The 25469-nt window shown below is 69.0% G+C and carries 22 protein-coding genes and 1 tRNA gene; 12 read left to right on the top strand and 11 right to left on the bottom strand.

Annotated features, from left to right (window positions below; translation table 11 throughout):
* Nucleotides 1–37: 37 nt before the first annotated feature.
* On the top strand, nucleotides 38–1354 hold the full coding sequence (locus AB0B64_RS11890) for an MATE family efflux transporter (RefSeq protein WP_357938209.1): 1317 nt from the start codon (nucleotides 38–40) through the stop codon (nucleotides 1352–1354).
* 100 nt (nucleotides 1355–1454) lie between these two features.
* Here the strand turns inward: AB0B64_RS11890 and AB0B64_RS11895 are convergent, their stop codons facing one another.
* Together AB0B64_RS11895 and AB0B64_RS11900 are read right to left on the bottom strand one after the other, a co-directional pair.
* Nucleotides 1455–3848 carry an excinuclease ABC subunit UvrA gene (locus tag AB0B64_RS11895; protein ID WP_357938207.1) on the bottom strand — a complete coding sequence of 798 codons (2394 nt, stop codon included), beginning with the start codon at nucleotides 3846–3848 and terminating at the stop codon, nucleotides 1455–1457.
* A 127-nt stretch (nucleotides 3849–3975) separates the two neighbouring features.
* Nucleotides 3976–4425 carry a helix-turn-helix transcriptional regulator gene (locus AB0B64_RS11900; protein WP_358176707.1) on the bottom strand — a complete coding sequence of 150 codons (450 nt, stop codon included), beginning with the start codon at nucleotides 4423–4425 and terminating at the stop codon, nucleotides 3976–3978.
* 139 nt (nucleotides 4426–4564) lie between these two features.
* Between AB0B64_RS11900 and AB0B64_RS11905 the strand changes: the two genes are divergently transcribed.
* From AB0B64_RS11905 to AB0B64_RS11930, 6 genes are all read left to right on the top strand, one after another.
* A complete protein-coding gene (locus tag AB0B64_RS11905; RefSeq protein WP_358176710.1) occupies nucleotides 4565–5527 on the top strand; it encodes a sporulation protein in 963 nt (320 codons plus the stop codon).
* Nucleotides 5528–5678: 151 nt separating this feature from the next.
* Nucleotides 5679–6818, top strand: a complete 1140-nt coding sequence (locus AB0B64_RS11910) for a serine hydrolase domain-containing protein (RefSeq protein ID WP_358176713.1) — start codon at nucleotides 5679–5681, stop codon at nucleotides 6816–6818.
* Nucleotides 6819–7766: 948 nt separating this feature from the next.
* Nucleotides 7767–8150 (top strand): group 1 truncated hemoglobin, encoded by a 384-nt coding sequence (locus tag AB0B64_RS11915; protein ID WP_357938201.1) that lies wholly within the window; start codon nucleotides 7767–7769, stop codon nucleotides 8148–8150.
* Nucleotides 8151–9272 (top strand): globin domain-containing protein, encoded by a 1122-nt coding sequence (locus AB0B64_RS11920; RefSeq protein WP_358176716.1) that lies wholly within the window; start codon nucleotides 8151–8153, stop codon nucleotides 9270–9272.
* Nucleotides 9269–9937, top strand: coding sequence for a DivIVA domain-containing protein (locus AB0B64_RS11925; RefSeq protein ID WP_357938197.1), 669 nt, complete (start codon nucleotides 9269–9271; stop codon nucleotides 9935–9937). Before AB0B64_RS11920 ends, AB0B64_RS11925 begins: the two co-directional genes overlap by 4 nt.
* A gap of 263 nt (nucleotides 9938–10200) precedes the next feature.
* Nucleotides 10201–10347, top strand: coding sequence for a hypothetical protein (locus AB0B64_RS11930; protein WP_357938195.1), 147 nt, complete (start codon nucleotides 10201–10203; stop codon nucleotides 10345–10347).
* Nucleotides 10348–10406: 59 nt separating this feature from the next.
* On the opposite strand, the gene AB0B64_RS11935 is transcribed toward AB0B64_RS11930, so the two are convergent.
* Nucleotides 10407–11294 carry an NAD(P)-binding domain-containing protein gene (locus tag AB0B64_RS11935; protein ID WP_358176719.1) on the bottom strand — a complete coding sequence of 296 codons (888 nt, stop codon included), beginning with the start codon at nucleotides 11292–11294 and terminating at the stop codon, nucleotides 10407–10409.
* An 82-nt stretch (nucleotides 11295–11376) separates the two neighbouring features.
* Between AB0B64_RS11935 and AB0B64_RS11940 the strand changes: the two genes are divergently transcribed.
* Nucleotides 11377–11784, top strand: coding sequence for a MerR family transcriptional regulator (locus tag AB0B64_RS11940; protein ID WP_358176722.1), 408 nt, complete (start codon nucleotides 11377–11379; stop codon nucleotides 11782–11784).
* Here the strand turns inward: AB0B64_RS11940 and AB0B64_RS11945 are convergent.
* On the bottom strand, nucleotides 11732–11968 hold the full coding sequence (locus AB0B64_RS11945; protein WP_357938189.1) for a hypothetical protein: 237 nt from the start codon (nucleotides 11966–11968) through the stop codon (nucleotides 11732–11734). The genes AB0B64_RS11940 and AB0B64_RS11945 overlap by 53 nt on opposite strands.
* A gap of 69 nt (nucleotides 11969–12037) precedes the next feature.
* Here AB0B64_RS11945 and AB0B64_RS11950 point away from each other — a divergent pair, with 69 nt between their 5' ends.
* The gene (locus AB0B64_RS11950) at nucleotides 12038–13168 is read left to right on the top strand and encodes a M20 family metallopeptidase (RefSeq protein WP_357938187.1); all 1131 of its coding nucleotides are present in this window, start codon (nucleotides 12038–12040) and stop codon (nucleotides 13166–13168) included.
* A 5-nt stretch (nucleotides 13169–13173) separates the two neighbouring features.
* Here AB0B64_RS11950 and AB0B64_RS11955 read toward each other — a convergent pair whose 3' ends face one another.
* From AB0B64_RS11955 to AB0B64_RS11965, 3 genes are all read right to left on the bottom strand, one after another.
* Nucleotides 13174–14331, bottom strand: coding sequence for an ATP-binding protein (locus tag AB0B64_RS11955; protein ID WP_357938186.1), 1158 nt, complete (start codon nucleotides 14329–14331; stop codon nucleotides 13174–13176).
* 9 nt (nucleotides 14332–14340) lie between these two features.
* Nucleotides 14341–14997, bottom strand: coding sequence for a response regulator transcription factor (locus AB0B64_RS11960; RefSeq protein ID WP_358176725.1), 657 nt, complete (start codon nucleotides 14995–14997; stop codon nucleotides 14341–14343).
* A 65-nt stretch (nucleotides 14998–15062) separates the two neighbouring features.
* Complete coding sequence (locus tag AB0B64_RS11965) at nucleotides 15063–16664, bottom strand: carboxylesterase family protein (RefSeq protein WP_358176728.1); 1602 nt, start codon at nucleotides 16662–16664, stop codon at nucleotides 15063–15065.
* 373 nt (nucleotides 16665–17037) lie between these two features.
* Between AB0B64_RS11965 and AB0B64_RS11970 the strand changes: the two genes are divergently transcribed.
* Complete coding sequence (locus tag AB0B64_RS11970) at nucleotides 17038–17952, top strand: hypothetical protein (RefSeq protein ID WP_358176731.1); 915 nt, start codon at nucleotides 17038–17040, stop codon at nucleotides 17950–17952.
* A 28-nt stretch (nucleotides 17953–17980) separates the two neighbouring features.
* On the opposite strand, the gene AB0B64_RS11975 is transcribed toward AB0B64_RS11970, so the two are convergent.
* Nucleotides 17981–19363 carry a pyridoxal-dependent decarboxylase gene (locus AB0B64_RS11975; protein ID WP_358176734.1) on the bottom strand — a complete coding sequence of 461 codons (1383 nt, stop codon included), beginning with the start codon at nucleotides 19361–19363 and terminating at the stop codon, nucleotides 17981–17983.
* 90 nt (nucleotides 19364–19453) lie between these two features.
* Between AB0B64_RS11975 and AB0B64_RS11980 the strand changes: the two genes are divergently transcribed.
* Nucleotides 19454–20926 carry a PLP-dependent aminotransferase family protein gene (locus AB0B64_RS11980; protein ID WP_358176737.1) on the top strand — a complete coding sequence of 491 codons (1473 nt, stop codon included), beginning with the start codon at nucleotides 19454–19456 and terminating at the stop codon, nucleotides 20924–20926.
* A gap of 239 nt (nucleotides 20927–21165) precedes the next feature.
* Nucleotides 21166–21711 (top strand): hypothetical protein, encoded by a 546-nt coding sequence (locus tag AB0B64_RS11985; protein WP_358176740.1) that lies wholly within the window; start codon nucleotides 21166–21168, stop codon nucleotides 21709–21711.
* A gap of 326 nt (nucleotides 21712–22037) precedes the next feature.
* On the opposite strand, the gene AB0B64_RS11990 is transcribed toward AB0B64_RS11985, so the two are convergent.
* The 3 genes from AB0B64_RS11990 to gyrA form a co-directional block, all read right to left on the bottom strand.
* Nucleotides 22038–22111 (bottom strand) — tRNA-Ile (locus AB0B64_RS11990).
* Nucleotides 22112–22283: 172 nt separating this feature from the next.
* Nucleotides 22284–22937, bottom strand: coding sequence for a DUF3566 domain-containing protein (locus AB0B64_RS11995; RefSeq protein WP_357938176.1), 654 nt, complete (start codon nucleotides 22935–22937; stop codon nucleotides 22284–22286).
* 3 nt (nucleotides 22938–22940) lie between these two features.
* Entirely contained in the window at nucleotides 22941–25448 is a 2508-nt protein-coding gene (gyrA, locus tag AB0B64_RS12000; protein ID WP_357938174.1) for a DNA gyrase subunit A, read from the bottom strand.
* Nucleotides 25449–25469 lie beyond the last annotated feature (21 nt).

Here is a 25469-nt window from a genome sequence, read left to right on the forward strand (position 1 = left end):
GAGCGAAAGCGGGCTGAGCGCCTTACCGGAGGAGCGCATGGTGGATCATGTCGACCAGGCCGGGTCTCCCCTGCGTCAGCTGCTCAAACTCGCGGTGCCCGCGCTCGGCGTCCTGGCCGCCGAGCCGCTCTACCTGCTCGTCGACACCGCCGTGGTCGGCCATCTCGGCGCGGTGCCGCTCGCCGGGCTCTCGATCGGCGCGATCGTGCTGGCGCAGATCGCCACCCAGATGCGCTTCCTGTCCTTCGGTACGACCGCCCGCGCGGCCCGGCTGCACGGCGCCGGCCGCCGTACCGATGCCGTGATCGAGGGCGTGGAGGCGACCTGGCTCGGCGCGATCGTGGGGCTGGTGCTGATCGTGGCCGGGCAGCTGCTCGCCGCGCCGATCGCCGGCCTGCTCGCCGGTGACGACCGGGTCGCCGCCGCCGCGGTGAGCTGGCTGCGGATCGCCCTGCTCGGCGCCCCGATGATCCTGATCACCCTGGCCGGCAACGGGTGGATGCGCGGCGTACAGGACATGCGGCGCCCGCTCCGCTACGTGCTCGTGGGCAACGGGATCTCGGCGGTGCTGTGCCCGGTGCTCGTGCACGGGTTCGGCTGGGGGCTCAACGGCTCGGCGGTCGCCAATGTGGTCGCGCAGGTGATCTCCGCGAGCCTGTTCGTGCGGGCACTGCTGGCCGAGGGCGTGCCGCTCGCGCCGGTCCCTGCCGCGATGCGCGCCCAGCTCGGCCTCGCGCGCGACATGATGGTGCTCGGTCTGGTCTTCCAGGCGTGCTGGGTGTCGGCGACCGTGGTCGCCGCGCACACCTCCACGGCGGCGGTCGGCGCCCACCAGGTGGTGTTCCAGCTGTGGATGTTCCTGGCCTTCGTGCTGGACGCGCTGGCCATCGCCGCCCAGTCACTGGTCGGGGCCGCGCTCGGCGCGCGCGACGGGGAACGGGCGCGCCGGCTGGCCTGGCAGGTGACCGGTTGCGGGTTGGTCTTCGGGGCGTTGCTCGGGGTGGTGTTCGCGGCGCTGGCCGGCATCCTGCCCCACGCGTTCACCACCGATGCGACGGTGCTGGCAGAGATGCCCCACGCGTGGTGGTTCTTCGTCGCGCTGCAGCCGATCGGTGGCGTCGTGTTCGCCTTGGACGGAGTGCTGCTCGGCGCCGGGGACGCGGCGTACATGCGGACCGCGACGTTGAGTGCGGCGGTGCTGGGGTTCCTGCCGCTGGTATGGGGGTCGCTGAGCTTCGGCTGGGGGCTGGTGGGGATCTGGTCGGGCTTGTCGGCCTTCCTGGTGATTCGGATGACCACCCAGCTGGCCCGCCTGCGGTCCGGCCGCTGGGCGGTGCTCGGCGCCGTACGGTGACCCGGCGGTTGAGCGGTGCTCGGCGCCGTACGGTGATCCGGCAGTTGGGCGGTGCTCGGCGCCGAACGGTGATCCGGCGCCGAGTCCGCAAAGGCCTCGGTCAGGCGCCTACGTAGGCCGCGAGGTGCTCGCCTGTGAGGGTGGAGCGGGCGGCGACGAGGTCGGCCGGTGTGCCCTCGAAGACGATCCGGCCGCCGTCATGGCCGGCGCCCGGCCCGAGGTCGATGATCCAGTCGGCGTGCGCCATGACCGCCTGGTGGTGCTCGACGACGATGACCGACTTGCCCGAGTCGACGAGCCGGTCGAGCAGGCCGAGCAGCTGCTCGACGTCGGCGAGGTGCAGGCCGGTGGTCGGCTCGTCCAGGACGTAGACGCCGCCCTTGTCGCCCATGTTGGTGGCCAGCTTGAGCCGCTGCCGCTCGCCGCCGGACAGCGTGGTGAGCGGCTGGCCGAGGCTGAGGTAGCCGAGCCCGACGTCGGCGAGCCGGTCGAGGATGGCGTGCGCGGCCGGCGTACGCGCCTCGCCGGCGCCGAAGAACTTCTCGGCCTCGGTCACCGACATCGCGAGCACCTCGCTGATGTCGCGGCCGGCGAGGTGGTACTCCAGCACCGAGGCCTCGAACCGCTTCCCCTCGCACTCCTCGCAGGTGGTGGCGACCCCGGCCATCATCGCCAGGTCGGTGTAGATGACGCCGGCGCCCTTGCAGGTGGGGCAGGCACCCTCGGAGTTGGCGCTGAACAGCGCCGGCTTCACCCCGTTGGCCTTCGCGAACGCCTTGCGGATCGGCTCGAGCAGTCCGGTGTAGGTCGCCGGGTTGCTCCGTCGCGAGCCGCGGATCGCGCCCTGGTCGATCGAGACCACGCCGTCCCGCCCCGACACCGAGCCGTGGATCAGCGAGCTCTTCCCCGAGCCCGCCACCCCGGTGAGGACGACCAGCATGCCGAGCGGGATGTCGACGTCGACGTCACGGAGGTTGTTCGCCGTCGCGCCGCGGATCTCCAGCGCGCCGGTGGGCTTGCGCACCGTCTCCTTGAGGGCGGCCCGGTCGTCGAAATGGCGTCCGGTGATGGTGCCGCTGGCCCGCAGCCCCTCGACGGTGCCCTCGAAGCAGACGGTGCCGCCCGCCGTACCGGCGCCGGGGCCGAGGTCCACGACGTGGTCGGCGATCGCGATCGCCTCCGGCTTGTGCTCAACGACGAGCACCGTGTTGCCCTTGTCGCGCAGCCGCAGCAGCAGGCCGTTCATCCGCTGGATGTCGTGCGGGTGCAGCCCGATCGTCGGCTCGTCGAAGACGTAGGTGACGTCGGTGAGCGACGACCCGAGGTGGCGGATCATCTTGACGCGCTGCGCCTCGCCACCCGACAGCGTGCCCGACGACCGATCTAGCGAGAGGTAGCCCAGCCCGATCTCCACGAACGAGTCGAAGGTGTGCCGCAGCTTCGCGAGCAGCGGCGCCACCGACGGCTCGTCGAGGTCGCGGACCCACTCGGCCAGGTCGCTGATCTGCATCGCGCACGCGTCGCCGATGTTGATCCCCTTGATCTTCGAGGACCGGACCGCCTCGCTGAGCCGGGTGCCACCGCACTCGGGGCAGGCGGTGAAGGTGACCGCCCGGTCCACGAACGCCCGGATGTGCGGCTGCATCGCCTCCCGGTCCTTGGACAGGAACGACTTCTGGATCTTCGGGATCAGCCCCTCGTAGGTGAGGTTGACGCCGTTGACGTTCACCTTGGTCGGCTCGCGGTGGAGGAAGTCGTACCGCTCGGTCTCGGTGTAGTCGCGGATCGGCTTGTCGGGGTCGATGAAGCCCGACTGGGCGAAGATCCCCACTGTCCACCAGCTGTCCGTCTTGTAGCCGGGGATGGTGATCGCGCCCTCGGCGATCGACTTGGAGTCGTCGAAGAGCTGGGTCAGGTCGATGTCGTTCACCTTGCCCATGCCCTCGCAGCGCGGGCACATCCCGCCGGTGATGCTGAACTCGCGCCGCTCCTTCACCGCCTTCCCGCCGCGCTCGAGCGTGACCGCACCCGCTCCGCTGATCGAGGCGACATTGAAGGAGTACGCCTGGGGCGAGCCGATGTGCGGCTGCCCGAGCCGGCTGAACAGGATGCGCAGCATCGCGTTGGCGTCGGTGACGGTGCCCACGGTGGAGCGGACGTTGGCGCCCATCCGCTCCTGGTCGACGATGATCGCCGTGGTCAGCCCGTCGAGCACGTCGACCTCGGGCCGCGCCAGCGTCGGCATGAACCCCTGGACGAACGCGCTGTAGGTCTCGTTGATCAGCCGCTGCGACTCGGCGGCGATCGTGTCGAACACCAGCGAGCTCTTGCCCGAGCCGGAGACGCCGGTGAACACCGTCAGCCGGCGCTTCGGGAGCTCGACGCTGACGTCCTTGAGGTTGTTCTCGCGAGCGCCGTGCACGCGGATCAGGTCGTGGCTGTCGGCGACGTTCGGCTCAGGCGACTGCGTGTCCGTCCTCGTGGCCATGCTCATCCTGTCTCCATCTGTTGGGCGGGGCCGCCGTCGCGCTCCCCATCAGGTCGCCCCCTTCGGCAACGGCCCCCTGTCTACCTGATCGGCGGGGCGGGCCGGAACTGGCGGACCGCCCTCCCGACATCGCTCAGGCTAGGTGCGGCTCGGTGACCCGTGCTTCTCGAATCCTGACCGGTCTGGTCACCTGCTTCGCCACGCACGGCGGCATCCCCGCCGTCGCGCGTGCGGCACGGCGCCGGTAGACGCTGGGCGGTACACCGACCAACTCGGTGAAGCGGGTGCTGAAGGTGCCCAGCGACGAGCAGCCGACCGCGAAACACACCTCGGTGACGCTGAGATCTCCACGGCGCAGCAGCGCCATCGCGCGCTCGATACGCCGCGTCATCAGATAGCCGTACGGCGACTCCCCGTAGGCCCGCCGGAACTCGCGGCTGAGGTGCCCGGCCGACATGTGCGCGCCGCGGGCGAGCGCCTCGACGTCCAGCGGCTGCGCGTACTCCCGGTCGATCCGGTCGCGAACGCGGCGCAGGCGGGCCAGGTCGCGCAGGTGCTGGGCCGCCGCGGGGCTGCTGGTCACCTACCCGATCGTGCCACGTCGCGCCGGAGGTGCCCAGCGATGGCTTTTGAAGTGGCCCGGCCTCCGGAACCCGGCCCTCGCGTTGATCGTTGTGACGGGCGGCTGACACAACCGATCCCGACGACAGGGAGACAACAGCGTGGTCTTCAAACGGATGCTGGGCGCTTTCGGCGTGGGCGCGCCCTCGGTGGACACCGTCCTTTCCACCCCGCGCATCCAGCCGGGCGGGCTGCTGACCGGGCAGGTACGACTCAAGGGCGGCGACTTCGACGCCGAGATCGAGCACATCACCCTCGGCCTCGTGGCGCGAGTGGAGATCGAGCATGGCGACGGCGAGCACGGCGGGCTCGGCGAGTTCTCCCGCACCCAGGTCTCGGGCCCCTTCACGCTGCGCGAGGGCGAGAACCGCACCCTCGACTTCCAGATCCCGGTGCCGTGGGAGACGCCGATCAGCGAGATCGACGGCCAGCACCTGAACGGCATGGCCCTGGGCGTACGCACCGAGCTGGCCATCGCCAAGGCCGTGGACAAGGGCGACCTGGACATGATCGCGGTCGAGCCCCTGCCCTCCCAGCTCCGCATCCTCCAGGCGTTGCTGCGGCTCGGCTTCCACTTCAAGTCCGCCGATCTGGAAGCCGGCCACCTGTACGGAGTGCACCAGGACCTGCCGTTCTACCAGGAGATCGAGTTCTACCCGCCCGCCCAGCACGCCGGGGTCGTGGGCGAGGTCGAGCTGACCTTCGTGGCGAGCCCGACCGGGCTGGAGGTCATCTTGGAGGCCGACAAGCGGGCCGGCCGTTACTCCGGCGACGCCATCGGCCGCTTCCATGTCAGCCACGACGACGCGCTGCACACCGACTGGTCCAGCGAGCTCGACCGCTGGCTGACCGGCCTGGCCCAGCACGGCGGTTATGGGTCGCACGGCCACATGGAGCATCACGAGGGCTACGGGCACCACGACGACCACCACCGCGGTGGCGGTCCCGGTTGGGGAACGGTGGCCGCCGCCGGCGCCGCGGGTCTGGTGGGCGGGTTCGTCGCGGCCGAGGTGGCCGAAGAGATCTTCGAGGGCGACGAGGAAGAGGAAGGCGGCGACTGGTAGCGCGAAGCCGGGTGGCGGGCCGTGACGGCCCGCCCGAACGCCGGTAGCGCTGGCTATACCGCTGAATTCCAGCGAGTGGGATCGATCATGAGGTGGTCCGGCCGACAGGCTTGTGGCATCGCAAACGAGCCACCAAGCAGGGAGCCCCCCGATGTCGTACCCCTCCACCAAGCGTCGTAGCCGGTTGGCCCTGGCGGCGGTGGCCGTCGCCGCGCTGAGCGGCCTGGGCCTGTCCGCCACACCGGCAAGCGCCGACACCGACGCCGTGCGGAAGAGCCTGGACGCCCTGGTCAAGGTCGACAAGTACCCCGCCGCGCTGGCGGCCGTACGAGGGCGTGACGGGCGGACCCGCAACTACACCGCCGGAGTGGGCGACCTGGAGACCAAGGCGAAGGTCCCCGTCGACGGGCAGGTACGCATCGCCAGCAACACCAAGATGTTCACCGCCACGGTCGTGCTGCAGCTGGTCGGCGAGGGCAAGATCGACCTGGACTCGAAGGTCGAGAAGTACCTACCTAAGGTGGTGCATGGCAAGGGCGTCGACGGCCGCGAGATCACGGTCCGGCAGTTGCTGCAGCACACCAGCGGCCTGGCCGACTACGACGACGTCCTGATCAAGGACTATCTGGCCATCCAGCACACCCACTACGAGCCGCGTGAGCTGGTGGACGCGGGGCTGACCAGCAAGAACTCCCCCAGCCACGGCTGGAGCTACAGCAACACCAACTACATCTTGGCCGGGCTCATCGCGCAGAAGGTCACCGGCCGGCCGATCGGCGAGCAGATCACCCAGCGGATCATCGAGCCGCTCGGGCTGCGCAAAACGTACTGGCCGGCCCTCGGCGACCAGTCCATCCGCGGCCCGCACCCCAAGGGCTACTACGCCGCCAAGTCCGGCGACCCGTACACCGACGTCACCACGATGGACCCCTCCATGGCCTGGGCGGCCGGACAGCTGATCTCCACCCCCACCGACCTCAACCGGTTCATGGGCGCGCTGCTGGGCGGCAAGCTGCTCGAGCCCGAGCAGCTCAAGCAGATGAAGACCACCGTCGACGCCCCCGGCTTCGACTCCGTCGGCGGCTCCCGTTACGGGCTCGGCCTGGCCACCTTCAAGCTCAGCTGCGGCGGCTTTGCCTGGTCCCACGGCGGCTCCGCCCCCGGCTACGCCACCGCCAACGCCATCACCGACGACGGCCGGGCCGCCACCATCGCCGTCACCGCGCTGCCCACCGAACTGTCCGCCTTCAAACACTTCGAAGCCGCCCTCGACACCGCGCTGTGTGAATAACCGCAGGCAGCAGCGCCTAGGAGAGCGACGGCCCGGCACAAGCGGACCGTCGCTCTGTTTTTGCCGCATCGCATTCAGCGATGAATACGAATAAGCCGTGTTTCCCCAGGTCAGCAGGAAATCATGAACAGCGGTTTCGGACCAGGTTGAGGTAACTCAGTGCGACTTGACTCGGCCATTCCTGAAAGGACGGACACCGCAGCGTCACCAATATGGAACGGTCCCCAACTCAGCAGCCGTCACAGCCGACTGCGTGCTATCGACCAGGACGTCCGCTTCGAGGCCGCACCCCAGGCCCAGCCCCTGACCCGCACCTGTGTGACGCCCCCCGTCAGCGCGCGAAGAACCGGTCGATCCCGCACCACGAAGAGGCCCTCTCCTTTGACATTGTCAGCTAGATCGCCATGAACCGATAGAGTCAGACCCGGTTGTGCCACAGGTAGTCCTGGAGAAGTCAGGGCAACGACCGGAATTGACCGCGGAGTGGCTATGCGTAAAGGCGACACGCTCTGTGAGCGACGAGTTGCCAGCACCTTGGTCACCCCCTAGTGTGCCTGAGGCATATTCACGTGTTCGGACACCTGAAGGGTTAAGGGCCAGTACAGGCATTCGGCCTGCACAGGATCCGCTCTATGGGGGCATGAATGGCGCTCAGACCGCGCACGGCTTCGGCCGTGGTGGTGCCAGCGGCAATGGAGTGCGGCGTGATCCCACCGCCGCGGCCCAAGGCCGCCGCCTTCGACATGCCCGCCGACCCTTGCCGTGCCCTGAACGCGCAGGGCCGGTCGTGGTCCGCAGGAAGAAGACAGACGTGACCTCCACCGAGTGGGAGGCCCAGACCGCCGACTGACGCCCGTTCAGCCGGACGGGCGCCCACAACAAGCGGAGAACCAAGGAAATTGACCCCATGTACCCGCACGTGCATGTGTGTCCGATTTGGGAGGTTTTGTGGTAGCTGTGGTTTCGGACTATGACAAGATCGGTGGCGCTCCCACCGTCCGTGAAGCGGTGGACCGCTTCTACACGGTCGTGCTGGACACCCCCGACCTCAAGCCGTACTTCGACGGCATCGACATGGCGCGGCTCAAGCGACACATGGTCATGCTGCTGTGCTCCGTCCTCGGTGGCCCCGAGGTCTACGAGGGCCACGACCTGGCCGACGCGCACCGTGGCATGGGCATCACCGATGGGCACTATGACCAGGTCGGCGACATCCTCGTCACAGTGCTCCGCGACCTCGGTGCTCCTGAGGAGGTCGTGGCGAACGTCGTGACGATCCTGGGCCAGGTGCGCGGCTCCATCGTGGAGAAGCCCGCAGAGGCAGCCGGGTAAGTGGACACGCAAGCCTTAAAGGACAGCTGGCACCAGGTCGCCCGGTCGGGTGATCAGGTGCCGCTGTTCTTTTACTCAGCCCTGTTCCTGATGTACCCCGAGACGCGCGCCCTGTTCCCGGTCTCCATGGCCACTCAGCGGGATCGGCTCGTCAGCGCGCTGGGGCGCGTCGTCAGCAACGTCGACCACGTGGAAGACGTGGTGCCGTTTCTCCAGCAGCTCGGCCGCGACCACCGCAAGTTCGCCGTGGTCACGCAGCACTACCCCGCTGTCGGCCAGGCACTGCTGGCCACGCTGCAGCACTTCCTCGGCGATCGCTGGACACCTGCTCTGGCCAACGACTGGACGCAGGCGTACGGGCTGGTCGCGAAGGTGATGACCGAAGCGGCCGAAGAGGCTGCGGCCACGACCCCGCCCTGGTGGGACGGCGAGATCATCCTGCATGAGTCGCGCGCCCCCGGCATCGCGGTGATCCGGGCTCGCCTGAACTACCCGTACCCCTTCCGCGCGGGCCAGTTCGCGTCGATCTCGGTCGGGCTGCGACCGAGAATGTGGCGTTTCTACTCCTTCGCCAACGCGCCGCGTCGCGACAACACTATTGACCTGCACGTACGGGTGGTCGACGGTGGCGCGGTCAGCACGGCCCTGGTGCACGGCGCGCAACGCGGCGACGCACTGAAGATCGGCGCACCGCTGGGCGACCGGTTGACGCTCGACACGAGCCTGCCCAAGGATCTCCTCCTGATCGCCGGCGGCACGGGCCTGGCTCCCCTCAAGGCGCTCGTGGAGCAGGTGGCCTACGAAGGGGCGCGCTGCAACATCCGTCTCTTCGTGGGTGCCCGGACCGCCCGCGAGCTGTACGACATCGAGGCGCTGTCCAAGCTGGACGCCGAGCACCCATGGTTGAGTGTCGTGCCCGTCGTGTCCCATGACGGGCTCTACCGCGGTGAGCGCGGCTATGTGGTGGACGTCGCCCTGAAGGCCTGGCGTGGCCAGGATGTCTTCGTATGCGGCTCTGAAGAGATGGTTCAGAGCACGACCGCCCGGCTGCTGGACGCCGGCGTGCCGGCCGAGCAAATCCGCTTCGACGAATTCACCAGCGCTGGAGGTAGAGAGCAGTGACGGGAGAGACGCCATGGGCACATAACCCATCGAACGGCCGCCAGCCACTGACGCCGGATCGGGTACGGAACAAGGACTTCTCACGCGCCAAGCTCGGGAGCCGCGGCTACAACGCGGATGAGGTACGTACGTTCCTCTACCGCATGGCCGACGACATAGCGGCCAGCGACACGGAGAAGGCCGACCTGCGCGCGGAGGTCGACCGGCTGCGCAACTGGTTCAAGGACCACGGCCACGACACCTCCCCGGGCGCCTCGGCCAGGCTCAACGTCGACGCGGTCAACCTCCTCTCCCGCGCTCAGCAGACGGCGGACGCCCAGATAGCCGAGGCGGAGGACTACTCCCGCAGGCTGGTGGGCCAAGCTCGCCAGCAGTACGAGCAGATCCTCCAGGAGGCGCAGCAGCAGGCGGAGGAGGCCGCCAGCCAGGCGGTCAACGTCTATCGGGCGAGCGGAGAGGTCCAGTCGGTCGAAGCCGAGGAACTGGAACGCCGCATCGCCTACCTGCGCACTTTCGCGGAGGTCACCCAGGTCCAGTTGCGCGCGGTCCTCGAAGGGCTGACCAACGAGGTCAACAAGCTGGGCACCCTGCCGGAGACGAGCCGACAGGCTGTCGCGTACTCCTCCTTGGGCTCCTCCTCAGGCTTCTCCACGAACCCGGGCTAGTTCCGGCCGAGCCGGCCACCGGAGAGGTCACCGACGACTCGAACCCGCAGACTTCCGATCCCCGCACGCCCATGGCGTGCCGCCACGGTCCTGGACACCCGTCGGCCGGGATCTTTCTTTCGCATGCCTGATTAGAGATCCGCGTCACCGTAGGCGGCTGGGTCACAGTTCGGGGCATGCGATCAATCGCCACGCCTGAACCGGGCGATCATGGGTAGCGCTGAGCAACCACACCCGTAACACCGGACGGACGGAAGCCCAGCATGCTCACCCTCATTCTGCTCATCTTCGCCTTGGCCTGCTTCGTGCTCGCCGCCTTCAACGTCGGCGGCGGCCGCGTCAACCTCATCGCCCTCGGCCTGGCCCTCTGGGTATTGACCGAGATCATCCCCCACATCAGCGACTTATAGCGGCCGGCCGGACTCCGCTGCCGTCCTGGGCCGTCCCGGGCAAGGACGGCAGCGGAGTGTCATGGCTTGACGACGGCACCTACAGGACGGAACTGCTCGATCATCGCCGCGTACCCGCTGCCACCATGCCCATCCGCCACGGCCCGATCGGTCAGGGCCTTGATGAACCTCGGAAGCTCGGCATTCACCCCGAGGGACTCACTCTCGTGGATGAGATGTTCCATCGCGGCCAGGTGCGTGTCGATGGTGGAATCAACGGCCGGGTACGCGCCGTCGTCGATCTGCCGCGCATAGGCGGACACCCAGCCGTTCACGGTTTCGATCCCCTTGCTCGCGATCGGGGCGAACGCCGTGGCGTCCACACCCGCCGCGCCGAGCAGGGCGGCACCCTGCAGGAAGCCGTTCAGGATGTTCCACATCAGACTCAGTACGGCCACGTCGTACAGCGCCGACAGCCCATGGTCGTCGCCGAGGTAAGTCGTACCCGCGCCAAGGCTCCTCAGGGCCGACTCGTGCAGGTCGAAAGCCGACCGCGGCCCGCTGTAGAGGAGAACGGCCTCCGCCCCGACGGCCGCGGGGGTGGCCATGATCGCGCCGTCGAGGTAGGCGCCGCCCTGCCGCGTCACCCACTCCGCGGTCTCGCGGGCCCCCAGCGACGTGCCAGAGGTCAGATTCACCAGGACGCGGCCGTCGAGCTCCTCGCCCAGCGGATCGAGGAGCGTGTGCACAGCCTCGTAGTCCGACACGCAGACGACCACGAGCGGGCCGGCCAGGACGGCGTCGCGGACCGAGTCGGCGACCTTCGCCCCCTGGGCGGCGAGATGTTCGGCCTTCGCCGCCGTACGGTTCCACACGGTCGTGGAGTAGCCGCCGCGCAGGAACGCTCCAGCCAGCGCCTGACCCATCAGGCCAAGACCAATGACCGTCACGTCGCGATTCCGCATCATGCGCTGCTCCCTCGATGGGTTTGAGTGGTCATGGCAGAATCATCAACGTTCACACCGATATGAAGGTCAAGGAGCAGCGCGCGTGCTGATCGGGGAGCTGAGCCGGCGGACCGGAGTCCGCACGCATCAACTGCGTTACTACGAGGCCCAGGGCCTGCTCGAGCCCCGCCGCGCCGCCAGCGGCTACCGCGAGTACACCAGCGATGCCGTCCTGACCGTGACTCAGATCCGGCGGCTGCTCGAAGCCGGACTGTCGACCCAGGAAATCGGGTACTTGCTGCCCTGCGCCACCGGCGCGGCCCCCGACCTCGAGCCCTGCCCCGAGCTCCTGGACACGCTGAGAGCCCGCATGCACGGCCTGGACGAGCACATCGACCTGCTCACCCGCTCCCGCCAGGTCCTCCACGACTTCATCGACGCCACCGAACAGCGCGGCGTCACTGCGAACGTCGTTGTATCGCCGCCTCGATGCGCATCACCAGGCCGCTGATCGCCACGAGCGCGAAGACACCGAGCACCTGCCAAGGCGGGTGGCCGTTCTCGACGATGAGCGCACCCACGCAGAGCGCGAGGCCCAGCCCGAGAAGCACCGCGCCGTACGTATGCGTGCTCTCGATACCGTCGCGGTCATACGGGGGGTCGATGCGCCGAGCGGGCTTATCAGGCTCGTTCACAGCCCGGAGCATCCCACGTCGCCGGTAAATCCGGAAGTGTCGCCCATCAGTGTTGGAAGGATTCCCATCTTGATCACCGATTGGACCCGGCAGGCACTCCCGGCCATGCTCGACGACCTCAAGGCCGTGGTCGAGCTGGAAACCCACAGCTCCGACAAGGCCATGCTGGTCAAGGGGCTGCACGCGATCCGCGCCCGGGCCGTCGACCTCCTCGGCCCGCCCGACGCGGAGGTCCTGCACGACGGCGGACCGTACGGTGACATCCTTGAGCTGACCTACCAGGGCACCGCGCCCGGCACCGTGCTGATGCTCAGCCACTACGACACCGTCTGGCCCACGGGGACACTGGCCGAGTGGCCGTTCACGGTGGTCGACGGTAGGGCCGGCGGGCCGGGCGTGTTCGACATGAAGTCGGGCCTGGTGCAGTCGATCTGGGCACTGCGCGGGCTGCGCGAGCTGGGGCTGCCGCATCCGAGCGTGCGCTTCCTGTTCAACGGGGACGAGGAGATCGGCAGCCCGGCCTCGCGCGAGCACATCGAGGCCGCGAGCGCGGACGTGCTGGCGAGCCTGGTCTTCGAGGCGTCGCTCGACGGCGCGCTCAAGACCGCCCGCAAGGGCGTGGGGCTGTTCGACGTGAGCGTGACCGGGGTGGAAGCGCACGCGGGGCTCGACCCGTACGCGGGGGCGAACGCGATCCACGCCCTGGCCGAGATCGTCACCACGCTGGCCGGCTCCGCCTCACGCGAGCGCGGAACCACCGTGAACATCGGCGTGATCACCGGCGGCACCGGCCGCAATGTCACGGCCGGCCATGCGAGCTGCGGGATCGACGTGCGAGTGACCGACCCGTCCGAGATGGGACGGATCGACGACGTGTTCGCCGGCCTGCGGGCCGCCGATCCGCGGGTGACGATCTCCGTGACCGGCGAGTGGAATCGGCCGCCCATGACCCCGAACCCCGCCTCGCAGCGGCTGTTCAAGGAGGCCCAGGAGGTGGCGGCCGGGCTCGGCTGGCCGCTGGACGAGGTGTCGGTCGGGGGCGCCAGCGACGGCAACTTCATCTCGGCGCTCGGGCGGCCCGTGCTGGACGGCATGGGCGCGGTGGGCGACGGGGCGCACGCTCGGCACGAGCACCTGCTGGTCGAGCACATCCCGAAGCGCCTGGCTCTGACGATCGGCCTGCTCACGGCTCTCGCCTGATGTTCTCATGTGACGGCGGCGGGGATGCTGGCGGTGACCGTGAAGCCTCCCTCACCGTCGTCCCCCGCGCTGAAGGTGCCGCCGAGCAGGGTCACCCGGCGGTTGAGCCCGGTCAGGCCCATCCCGGAGCCGGCGCCGGTCAGCGTGGGATCGACGCTCCGCCGAGGCGGCACGTTACGCACCTCGACGTCGGCCCGATCACCGGGATAGGCGATGGTGACGGTGACCGGCGCCCCGGGGGCGTGCTTGCGGGCGTTGGTCAGCGACTCCTGTACCACCCGGTAGACGGCGCGGGCCACGACCGCGGTCACCGTACCGGGATCGCCCTCGACACGCAGCGCCGCGCGGTCGGCTGCCGCCAGCGCGGCCAGGTCGCCGCCGGTGTCGTCGTCGGGACGCTCTGCGGGCACCATCCGGACCCCTGTGCTCATCACCCGCATGAGGTCGCGCAGCTCGGTGAGGGTCCGCGTGCCGGCGAGCCGGATCTGCTCGGCCGCGGCGCGGGCGTCGTCGTCGCGGGTGGTGACGCGCAGGGCGTCGGCGTGCAGGACGATCTCGGTGACGTGGTAGGTGACGATGTCGTGCAGCTCGGCGGCCAGGCGCCGGCGTTCGGCGGTCTCGGCTCGCTCGGCGAGCAGGTGGCGTTCGGAGTCGGCCAGCTCGGCTCGCTTGCGCAGCGACCGTACGAGCTCGCTCCGGGCCTTCAGATAGAGGGCGATCAGGGCGGGGAGCGCGGTGGCCGACAACGCCACGTACAGCGCCCCCCATGAGGGGGACCAGATCGGGATCGCCGGCACCGCCAGGACCGCGGCGAAGGCGAACGCCTGCCGCCATGGCACCAGGACCACCAGGAACGACACCACGATCGGGGCCGCCACGGGCGGGGCGACCCGCTCCACACCCGGCGCCAGCGCGAACATCGTCGTGACCGCGACGGCCAGCGCTCCCACCGTCCGCGGGAAGCGGACCACCAACGGCAAGGACGCGTCGAGCAGGAGATTCAGGGCCAGCTCGGTGAGCGAGGCGGCGCCGCGAGCGTACGCGACGTACAGGACGATCTGGATGACAGCGCACAGCACGGCCGCGCCGAAGGCGGCCCAGAGCATGATCCTCCGGTCGCTGACGATGAGCTCCGGTCTGGAGAAACGTGGCAGTGCGCGCACAGCGAAAACCTAGTGTTCAGGGAGGAGTCCGGCCTGGTGGGCGAGAAGAGCGGCCTGCGTACGGTGGGTGAGGTCGAGCTTGACCAGGAGGCGGGAGACGTAGCTGCGGACGGTGGTCTCCGACAGGAACAGTCGCCCCGCGATCTCCGGATTGGTCAGCCCCTCACCGAGGCAGACCAGCACCTCGCGTTCGCGCTCGGCGAGCGCGGCCACCCGCGACCGGGCGGTTTCGCGCCGCTCGTCCCCTCTGGACGACTGCGCGAGCAGTCTTCGCGCCGCGCTCGGTGACATCACGACGTTCCCGTCGGCCGCCACCTTGACCAGGTTGATCAGGTCTTCTGCCGGGGTGGCCTTCACCAGGAAGCCCCCGGCGCCGGCCTCCAGTGCGCCGAGCACATGCTCGTCGGAGTCGAACGTCGTGAGCGCGATGACCGCGGGTGGCGAGGCGAGCGCCGCGATCTCCTTCGTCGCGGTGATCCCGTCCACGCCCGGCATCCGGAGATCCATCAGAACCACGTCCGGCTGGTTACGCAGGACCTCCTCGACCGCTTCCGCCCCGTCACGGGCCTCGCCGACCACCTCGATCTCCGCGCTGGAGCCGAGGATCGCCGTGAGATGCCGGCGGACCATCGGGTCGTCGTCGGCGAGCAGAACCCTGATCGACATCCGCACAGTCTGCCATCCACCACCCCCGCGCTATGGTGCCTGGGGGCCCAGGCACCATGGCCTGATCAATCAGAGAGTCCACTCCAGAAGCCGCATCGGTGCTCGGCGCTGAGGTCGACCGGGCCGATACCGCCCTGGCCCGTGGGCTTCAGGCTGAGCATCGTCTGGCCGGACGGCGTGAAAGCGCGCCAGGCGGGTGCGCCGGCGGCCTGCGGTTTGCCGGTGTGGGCGAAGGACGTCCAGTAGCCGATCATCTGCTCCGCCAACCGCCACTGCTCCGTCGTCAAGCCGTCTTCTGGCCGGCCGTCCAAATCGAACAGGTAGGGCAGGTCGCTGGCGTGCTGGGCGCCGAGCGGGAATTCGGACGGGGTGCCGATGATGTTGGGCGCCTTGTCGTCGGCGAACTCATAGGCGTACACCGTGGTGCGGGCGGCCACCGCCTTTCCCGTCTCCAAGGTCGGGCAGGCCCAGGCCCGGTCACTGCTCACCGTCGCCCAGGCCTGGCCGGGAGAGGTGAAGTCCGTCAGCGGATATTCCCGCATCACCTTGTCGGCCTGCTCGCCGAACGCGCCCTTCATCAACTCCGGGTAGTTCTCGGCGGTCACCGGGAACCCGGCCTGTGCGGCGCCGGCGACGAAGCCGTTGCTCTCGCTCTTGGTAGCGCCGGAGATCACCGGCACCCGCGGGAACCTGCCCTCGCGCAGCGCCCGCGCCGGGTCGAGCGGCAGCAGCGGCGTGCCGTAAGCGACATCGTTACCGTAGTCCCCGTTGATCTTCATCAGCTCGGCGACCGGCTTGGCCCGCATACAGTCCAGCTCCTTGCCCGCTACGCAGCCCAGCTGTTCGGCCGCGGCCAGGCCGGCGTCCTGGCTGCTCTTCAGCGAATGGTACGGCTGTATCGCGCCCACGCTCGGGATCGGAAGATAGGTGCCGTTCGGCCAATTGAGCATGCACGACCCCGACTGCATGGCGGCCTTGTCGATCAGGCCGCGTGTGGCCGGCGAGGTCAGCAGCGCGCAGGTGCTTATCCCGCCGGCGGACTGACCGAACAGCGTCACGTTGTCCGGGTCGCCGCCGAAGGCCGCGGCGTTGCGCTGCACCCATCTCAGGGCTTCGACCTGGTCGGCCAGCCCGAAGTTCCCCGAGCCGGGCAGTCCCGGCAGCGAGAGGTAACCGAAGGCCCCCAGCCGATAGTTGGGCGTCACCACCACCACGTCGCCCTGGTCGGCCAGCCGCCGGGCGTTGTAGATGCTGCCGGAGCCGGTGAGGAAGCCGCCCCCGTGCAGCCACACCATCACCGGCCGCGGCTCGCGCGACGGCTTGGCGGGGGCGGTGACGTCGAGGAACAGACAGTCCTCCCCGCCGAGCTGCTTACCCGCCTCCTCCTGCAGGCACAGCCGGCCGGGCTGGGTGGCGTCGGCCACCCCCCGCCAGGGTGCGACCCGCACCGGCTCCTTCCACCGGAGCTTCCCCACCGGCGGCCGCGCGAAGCGAATCCCCGAGTACGTCCTTACCGTGCCGTCGTCCGCTCCCCGGATCCGGCCCGAGTCCAGCTGCACGATCGTCGGGCGCGGCGTCGGCACCTCCTGCGCGGCGGCGGCCTGCGTGACGCACGCGGACAGGGCAAGACAGCCGCCGGCGACCACAGCGAGCAGCCGCCTCGCCATTGACATGGATCTTGTTGCGCTCATGCGGCCAGCCTCGCGTCCGCTCCGAGCCCGCCGTAACGTGTGGGCGTTGCGGCCTGGCGATCGGTTGTTGCGAATGGGTGCGACCAAGGATTCATTTCTCGGGTACGGGAGTGCCGTCGCAGCCGCGGTCGATGCGCCCGGTGTTCGGCGGCGCAGTCTGGCACCCTCAGGCAGATCCGTCTTCCGCCTGTCCAGGCCAGGCGGGATCATGAGTGTGGTGGTCCCAGCGACAATCCTGCTCCCTCGTGCGGGGGAGCAGGATCACCACGTGGGGGGAGGCCGCCCGACCGACGACCCCGGAAGGCTCGGTAGTGCCGAGATCAACCGGTTGAGAGGGGTTCGGGGGCAGATGGACGTTCCGAGCGTAGGTGCGCGATGGAGCCGGGTACGCAGGCTCGCCGGCTATGGCGCGGCGCTCAGCATGTCGCTGTACTTAGCCGTCAAGATCGTCTGGATCGCGGCGGGCCTGTTCGGTCACGCTCCGGACGGTTACGGCACCGCGGACTGGGTGCTGCTGAACGTCGTCACCGTGGTGATGGCGGCGACCGGGATCGTCCTCGGACTGGCGCTGGCCCAGCCGTGGGGCCGTCGGCTGGCGGCCGGACCGGTGATCTTCTTTTCCTGGGTGGGCGCGGGCTTTCTGGTCCCGATGCTTCCGTACGTGGTGATCAGCAGTTTCTTTGGAGGCGACGGTTCCGGCTCGGCCGCGCAGGGGGAGGAGGTCTTCATCGCCATCGGCTTCGCCGGGATGGCGGTGGGGCTGGCCGTGGCCCTGCCGATCTACCTGAGGGAGCGATGGCCGCGGCCCTTCCTGGGGCGGGTCGGTGACGGCCCGGCACACTCATCGGCGCTGGTGACGGCGGCGATGGCGGTGGCCGTCGGGCTGGGACTGCTCTGGTGGTCCTGGGCACTGGGCGGCACGCTGGGCCTCGACCCGGTGTCACGCGCTCAATTGGAGCTCAACGATCGGCTGTTGAGCGGGAGCTCCGGGCTGTGGGCGCTGCTCGGAGCCTGGAGCGTGTGGACGCTCACGCGTGGCCGTCCCGCCCCGCTCCGGCGGTGGGTTCCGATGACGCTGGCCTTCGGGGCGTCCGGCTCGTTGTTCGCGTGGGGCGGTTGGAAGCTGCCGATGGTGATTCTGCGACCTGGCGGGTTCGTGACCGGCGAATACACGGCGGTCGCGATCGTCGAGCACGCCTTGGGCATCGGCGTGGGCCTGGCCCTCCTGGCCGCCATCCTGAGGGCCGCTCGCGGGACATGTTGAAAACCGTCTACTGGAGCCCGGTTCCCTCTCAGATGTGGCGTACGGCGGCGCGCAGGCATTCGGCCAGGTGGTGAACGTCGGATTCCGTTGTCAGCCAGTTGGTGAAGGCGGCGCGCAGCGCGGGCACGCCGTCCAGGACGGTGGGCGTGAAAAACGCCTCGCCGGCGAGTCGTTCGCCGAGCGCGGCCAGTCGCTCGGCGGTGGGGTCGGCGGCCAGGGTGAAGCAGACGACGTTGAGCCGGACAGGCGCCAGCAGCCGCAGACCGGGGATGCTCTCGATGGCCTCGCCCAGTAGCCGGGCGCAGGCGACGCACCGTTCGGTGATCTCGCGGTGGCCGTCCCGTCCGTAGGAGCGCAGGGTGAACCAGGCGGCCAGCGCCCGCAGGCGCCGGGAGTTCTCCGGGGTGAGGTGGCCGCTGTCGGGCGTGTCACCGAGCGGGCCGAGGTAGGCGGCGGCGTTCTGGAACACGGCCGTCTGCAGGTCCGGGCGGCGTGTGAACTGAAGGGCGCTGTCGTACGGCACGTTCAGCCATTTATGCAGGTCGACGCAGATGGAGTCGGCCAGGTCAAGGCCATCGCACAGGTGGGCGTGGGCCGGGGAGAGGGCGGCGAAGGCGCCGAAAGCGGCGTCCACGTGCAACCAGAAGTCGTGACGCTCGCGCAGCGCCGCGATGGCGCGCAGGTCGTCGAAGTCGGCGGTGTTGACGGTCCCGGCGTTGGCCACCACGACGCACGGGCCGTCCACCTGGCGCAGCGCGAGCTCCAGCGCCACCGGGTCGACGCACTCCCGCCCCGGAATGGTGGGTACGGTCACCAGGGCCCGGCGCCCGAGCCCGAGCATCGACAGGCCCTTGGGCACGCTGGAGTGCGCGGTGCCCGACAGCACCGTCACCGGCCCGAGTGCGCCGACCCCGTCCTCGGCCGGCGAGACGCCGGTCCGTTCGCCGATCCACTCGCGGGCGATGGCGAGCCCGACGGTGTTGGACATGGTCGCGCCGCTGACGAACGTTCCGTGGTGGTCGCCGGAGAGCCCGAACAGGGTGCGCAGCCAGGCGATCGTCTGGCGTTCCAGGTGCTGCCCCGCCGCGTCGAGAGAGGTGAAGGAGTTCTGGTCCCAGGTCGCGGTCAACCAGTCACCGGCCAACGCGGCCGGTGTGACACCTCCGGTGACGAAACCCCAGTAGCGCGGGCCGGCGCTGGCCGACAGCGTCGGCTCCCAGCGCGCGGTGAACTCCTCAAGCGCCGCTCTCAATCCCTCGCCCCGCACGGACATCGCAGCCGCCTCGGGGATCGGGGCCGTGGGGACGACCTCCCGTTCCGCCAGGCGTCCCAGGAGGTCGGCGCTGTGCTCCGAAACCGCCCGCAACAGCTCGGGCAGCTGGTCGCGGTCGGCGGCGAGTATGGGGTGCATGGTGGTGGTTCTCCCTTCGTCTGGAACGATTTACGACGGTATGCGGGGCACCTACCCAGCCGCCTAGTCCAATTCTGGAAAACTGGACCAGTGAGGATCGGAGAGCAGCAGATGGCCAGGGCTCTGCGGTCTTGGCGCGACACGGGGGAGCCACTCAGCACGGCGCTGGCAGGTGCTGTGCGGGAAGCGTTGCTGGACGGCCGCATCCGCGCAGGAAGCGAGCTGCCCGCCGAGCGCCGCCTGGCCGCGGCGCTGGGGGTCAGCCGCGGCACGGTAACGGCCGCCCTGGCGGGGCTGCGCGAGACCGGATGGGTCCACACGCGGCATGGGAGCGGCAGCCTCGTGCGGCTGCCCCCGGCGGTGGCCGAGCGTGTCGCCCCGCTCTCGGCGTCCGGAGAAGCCGGGTCGCTGATCGACCTTCGCCGGGCCGTCCCGGCCGCGCCGCAGCAGCCGTACCTGGAGGCCATGCGGCGGGCGGCCGATCGGGCCGGGCCCGTTCTGGCCGAACACGGGGAGCCGGGACCGGGGCTGCCCGAACTACGCGAGATGATCGCCGCGCGTTACAGCCATGAGGGGACGGCCACCCGGCCCGAGCAGATCCTGGTCACCAACGGGACGCGGGCCGCGCTGACCCTGCTGGCGGCCCATTTCCGGCCCCGCCTCACGGCGGTGGAGATACCCACGTACGTCGACGCGCTCCACGTGCTGCGGGCCGCCGGTACGAGGCTGGTCGGCTTCCGGGTCACCGGCGACGGATGGGACCTCGACCAGCTGGAGTCCTCCTTCGCCGCCGCGCGCGGCCACCTCGCCTACCTGGTGCCCGACTTCCACAACCCGACCGGGGCGCTGATGTCCCCACGCGTCCGCCGCGCCGTCGCCGACCTGGCCGCCCGCCATCAGGTGACCGTGATCGCCGACGAGACACTGCGCGACCTCGACCTGCGCGAGAAGCCGGTCGGCCTGCTGCGGATCGCCGGCGCGCTGCTCATCGGATCGGCCAGCAAGTCGGTGTGGGGCGGGTTGCGCGTCGGCTGGATCCGCGCCCGAGCCTCGCTCGTTCGTGACCTACAGGAGCACCCCCTGGCCGGGCCCCTGTCCGCGTCGCCCATGCAACAACTCGTCGCCGCCGAACTCCTGAGCGACCCCAAACCGGTGCTCGAACTGCGCCGGGACGAGTTGCGCGCACAGCGCGACCACCTCTGTGCCCTGCTCGACGGCGACGATCGCTGGCGCTTCACCCGCCCACCCGGCGGCCTGGCCCTGTGGCTGCGGTTGAGCGCGACACCCGCCGACACCGTCGTGCGCCACGCGGACGAGCACGGAATCGCGCTCGTCGCGGGCCCGCGCTTCGCGGCCGACGCCACCCTGACTCACTACCTGCGCGTCCCGTTCACCCCGCCGCACCCCGTACTGGATCGCGTCGCCGCAGTCCTCGGCGACGCCTGCTCGGAAGGTCGGGGGCCGTCCTTAGGACGAACGATCATTCGCGAGCGCACCACCGCCCGCCACACGCGGGAAGAGGGTCTGGCACCGGCTGGGACGGTGACAGAAGTATTCATGTGAATTGCAACCGGATCGTGTTTATCGTTGACGTGTGCGGATTCGGGCCGGGGTTCTCGATGGTTGGGCTCCGGGGAGGGAGACTTCGCGATTTCGCATGGCAGGACGGCCGTCGCGGGGACGGCCGCGCGCGGACACCGGCTTCTCCCCTTTCGTGAAGGAATCCGGTACTGAACACGGTTCGGCTCACCCACCGATCATTTACGCTTCTCGGCCCTCATCCCGGGATATCGGAGGAGTTCGTGTCAGATAAGGGAGCGGGTATCGCGGTCGCTCTCATCGGGGCGGGGGCGGTCATCGTCGCGGCGCTCATCACGACGCACGCGCCGATCTGTCCCGACTTCATGTGCGGCCCCGACAAGGCGACCACTAAGCAGCAGCCCGGTGGCGGGGAGGGCAAACAGATCATCAAGGTGCCCGACGGCAAGGCGGACGTGGAGATCACCCCGGGCGAGATCACCTGCACCGCCGAGGGCGGCTGCGACAGCGAGGTGCGCATCGAAAGCGTGGGCGACGCCACGCTGAAGGTCACCTACATGGAGATCAGAGGCAACGGCAAGGCGTACTTCAGCCAGGACGGCGCCTGCGCGCGCAAGAATCTGGCTCCCGGCGTGTCCTGCTCGTTCGGTGTGAGCTTCACTTCGCCGGCTGAGGGTGGCACGGCTCAGGCCACACTGGTCATCCACCACAATGTCGGCGCCCAGCCCACCCTCGTCACCCTTCGCGGCGAGGGAACGGCCCAGCAGCCGACGGACACTCCCACGACGGATCCCCCGGCCAACGGGTAGCCCTCCGGCGCCGCCGGGTGGGACGTCTCGCCCGGCCGTGTCGGGGAACGTCACGTCGTCGCCGGTCTTGATGTGCGCCGACCGGACGAGCGGCGCCGACGCGGCGAACGGCGCAGTATGCGGCCCGATGGCGCCTGGTCGACTGTCTGAAGCGGTGCGGACTGGTCGGCCGATCCGGCCGCAGGGCTAGCGCCATAGGCACGCACACGTCTCCGTCACGATGGAGATCTACACGCACGGCGGCCGGGAAGCAGTTCGACTGACGCTGCCATCGCCATTACCGTCAAAGGCCCCATTCCTTGATCGGAATGGGGCCTTACGCTGGGTGGGGCTACCAGGACTTGAACCTGGGACCTCTTCCTTATCAGGGAAGCGCTCTAACCGTCTGAGCTATAGCCCCGCGTACGCCAAACCGTATCGCATCCCCACCAGGGAAGGCGAACCAGTTGTTCGGACGAGGAAAAGCTTACCGCCTCTCCGTAGTTGCTCGCGCCGCCCCCGAAAGATCGACGGCGACGCGAGCCAAAAGCCGCAAAACAACGAGCCACAGAACCACGAACCACGTATGGAAACTACTCCGCCTCGCTGAAGGTCACCTCGACGCCGCCCACCAGGTCGGAGGCCACGTTGTAGATGACCGCCCCCAGCGTGGACAGTGCCGTGATCAGCACCACGTTCACCGCGCCGATGAGGGCGGTGTAGCCGAGGATGCGGACCGGCTCGAACCAAGAGGCGATGTCGATCGGGATCGAGTTTTGCCCCTGCTCACCCTTGCCGAGCTGGTTGACCAGGTCCACGAGCGAGTCGAACACGCCCAAGGCGGACAGTACGCCGTACAGGACGGCCACTGCCACGAACAGCACCACGAAGCAGACGAGGGAGACCACGAAGCTGAACTTCATGGCCGACCACGGCTCGACGCGACGCAGGACCAGGTGGGCCTTGCGGGGGAGACGGGCCCCCGCGGAGCTGGAGGGCTTCTTCTTGGGCATCTCGACAAGCGGAGGCGCCTCGGAAGTCAGCGAAGGACGGAGGCGGACCGTCTCGTTGCCCTCCGACTGCTCCTCCCCTGGCTGACCCGTGACCGGCGGCACCACTCCTTGCGGAGGTGTCGCCTTCTCCTCGTCGACCGCTCCGTCGAAGATCTCGGTTTCATTGGACTTCTTCGGCTGCTGGCCGTTGTCCCGGGCCGCCTTAGTCCTGGCGGAGCCACCCTGGGCGCTCATGACCTACTCTCCTCCCCCGTCTTCCTCACTCTCCACCGAAGTCTCCATGGACTCGGCGTTCCGGGCGAGGGCCACCACGCTGTCGCCTTCGGCGAGATTCATCAAACGCACTCCCATGGTCTGGCGGCCGGACTGCTTGATCTCGCCGGCACTCGTCCGGATCACCCCGCCGGCGGATGTGATCGCGAAGACCTCATCCTCTGGGTTGACCATGACTGCTCCGACCAGCTTGCCACGGGAACTGACGATTTTCGCAGTCAGCACACCCCTGCCGCCACGTCCTTGAACTGGATACTGCTCGACGGGTGTCCGCTTTGCGTACCCAGCCTTGGTGGCGATAAGCACATGTTGACCATCGGCAATTCTATTCATGGCGAGAAGTTCGTCACCATCAAGGAATCTCATGCCGATGACGCCGCTGGTCGCCCGTCCCATCGGGCGCAGCGCCTCGTCGGAGGCGGTGAAGCGGACGGACTGCGCGCCCTTGGAGACGAGCAGCAGGTCGTCCTCCTCGGAGACCAGGCGAGCCCCGATGACCTCGTCGTCATCCCGCAGGTTGATCGCGATCAGACCACCGGACCTGGGGGAGTCGTACTCCGACAGGCGGGTCTTCTTCACCAGGCCGCTGCGGGTGGCCAGCACGAGGTAAGGGGCGACGTCGTAGTCACGCAGGTCGAGGACCTCCATTACCGTCTCGTCGGGCTGCATGGCCAGCAGGTTCGCCAGGTGCATGCCCCGCGCGTCGCGCGCGGCGTCGGGCAGTTCGTACGCTTTGACGCGGTAAACGCGGCCTTTGTTCGTGAAGAACAGCAACCAATGATGGGTCGTCGTGACGAAGAAGTGGTCGACGATGTCGTCCTGGCGCAGCTGCGCGCCCCTGACGCCCTTGCCGCCACGCTTCTGCGCCCGGTAAAGGTCGGTACGGGTGCGCTTGGCGTAGCCGCCGCGGGTGATAGTGACGACGATCTCTTCCTCGGCGATGAGGTCTTCGATCGACATGTCGCCGTCGTACGCGACGATCTCGGTCTGCCGGTCGTTGCCGAAGCGGGCGACGATCTCGGCCATCTCGTCACCGACGATCTGCCGCTGCCGGGGCTCCGAGCTCAGGATGTCCTGGTAGTCGGCGATCGCCGTCATCAGCGCCTCGAACTCGTCCTGGATCGCCTGGCGCTCCAGGGCGGCGAGCTTGCGCAGCTGCATGTCGAGGATGGCCTGGGCCTGGATCTCGTCGATCTCCAGCAGCGTCATCAGGCCGCCCTGGGCCTCCGCGGCCGACGGCGAGCGCCTGATCAGCGCGATGACCTCGTCCATCCGGTCGAGCGCCTTGAGCAGCGCCCGCAGGATGTGGGCCCGCTCCTCGGCCTTGCGCAGCAGGTAGCGCGTCCGCCGGACGATGACCTCGATCTGGTGCGCCACGTAGTAGGTGATGAACTGGTCGAGCCGCAACGTACGCGGCACCCCGTCGACCAGGGCCAGCATGTTGGCGCCGAAGGTGTCCTGGAGCTGGGTGTGCTTGTACAGGTTGTTGAGCACGACCTTGGCGACGGCGTCGCGCTTGAGCACGATGACCAGCCGCTGGCCGACCCGCGACGACGACTCCTCGCGGACGTCGGCGATGCCGGTGACCTTGCCCTGCTTGACCAGCTCAGCGATCTTGTAGGAGAGGTTGTCGGGGTTGACCTGGTAGGGGAGTTCGGTGACGACGAGGGCGTGACGGCCCTTGTTGTCCTCCTCGACCTCGACGACGGCTCGCATGGTGATCGAGCCGCGGCCGGTGCGGTAGGCGTCCTCGATGCCCCTGCGGCCGACGATCAGGCCCTTGGTCGGGAAGTCGGGGCCCTTGACCCGCGCGATGGCCGCCTCGAGCAGCTCCTCTTCGGAGGCCTCGGGGTTGTCCAGCGACCACTTGACGGCCTCGGCCACCTCGCGCAGGTTGTGCGGCGGGATGTTGGTCGCCATGCCGACCGCGATGCCGCCCGAACCGTTGACCAGCAGGTTGGGGAAGCGCGCCGGGAGTACGACGGGCTCCTGGGAGCGGCCGTCGTAGTTGGGCTGGAAGTCGACGGTCTCCTTGTCGATGTCGCGCAGCATCTCCATGGCGATGGGCGCGAGCTTGCACTCGGTGTAGCGCATCGCCGCGGGCGCGTCGTTGCCCGGAGAGCCGAAGTTGCCCTGCCCGTCGACCAGCGGGTGGCGCAGCGACCAGGGCTGCGCCAGGCGTACGAGGGCGTCGTAGATCGAGGTGTCGCCATGGGGGTGGTAGGAACCCATGACGTCACCGACGACGCGCGAGCACTTGAAGTAGCCGCGGTCGGGGCGGTAGCCGCCGTCGTACATCGCGTAGAGCACGCGGCGGTGCACCGGCTTGAGACCGTCACGCACGTCCGGCAGGGCACGCGAGACGATGACCGACATCGCGTAGTCCATGTAGCTGCGCTGCATCTCGGTCTGGATGTCGACCGGTTCGATGCGGTCCGAAGACGGTGGAGGCGGAGTGTTCACTTCCGTCACGTGTGAAGATCCTTTTCTACT

Source organism: Nonomuraea sp. NPDC049129, assembly GCF_040648495.1.
Taxonomy (GTDB): Bacteria; Actinomycetota; Actinomycetes; order Streptosporangiales; family Streptosporangiaceae; genus Nonomuraea.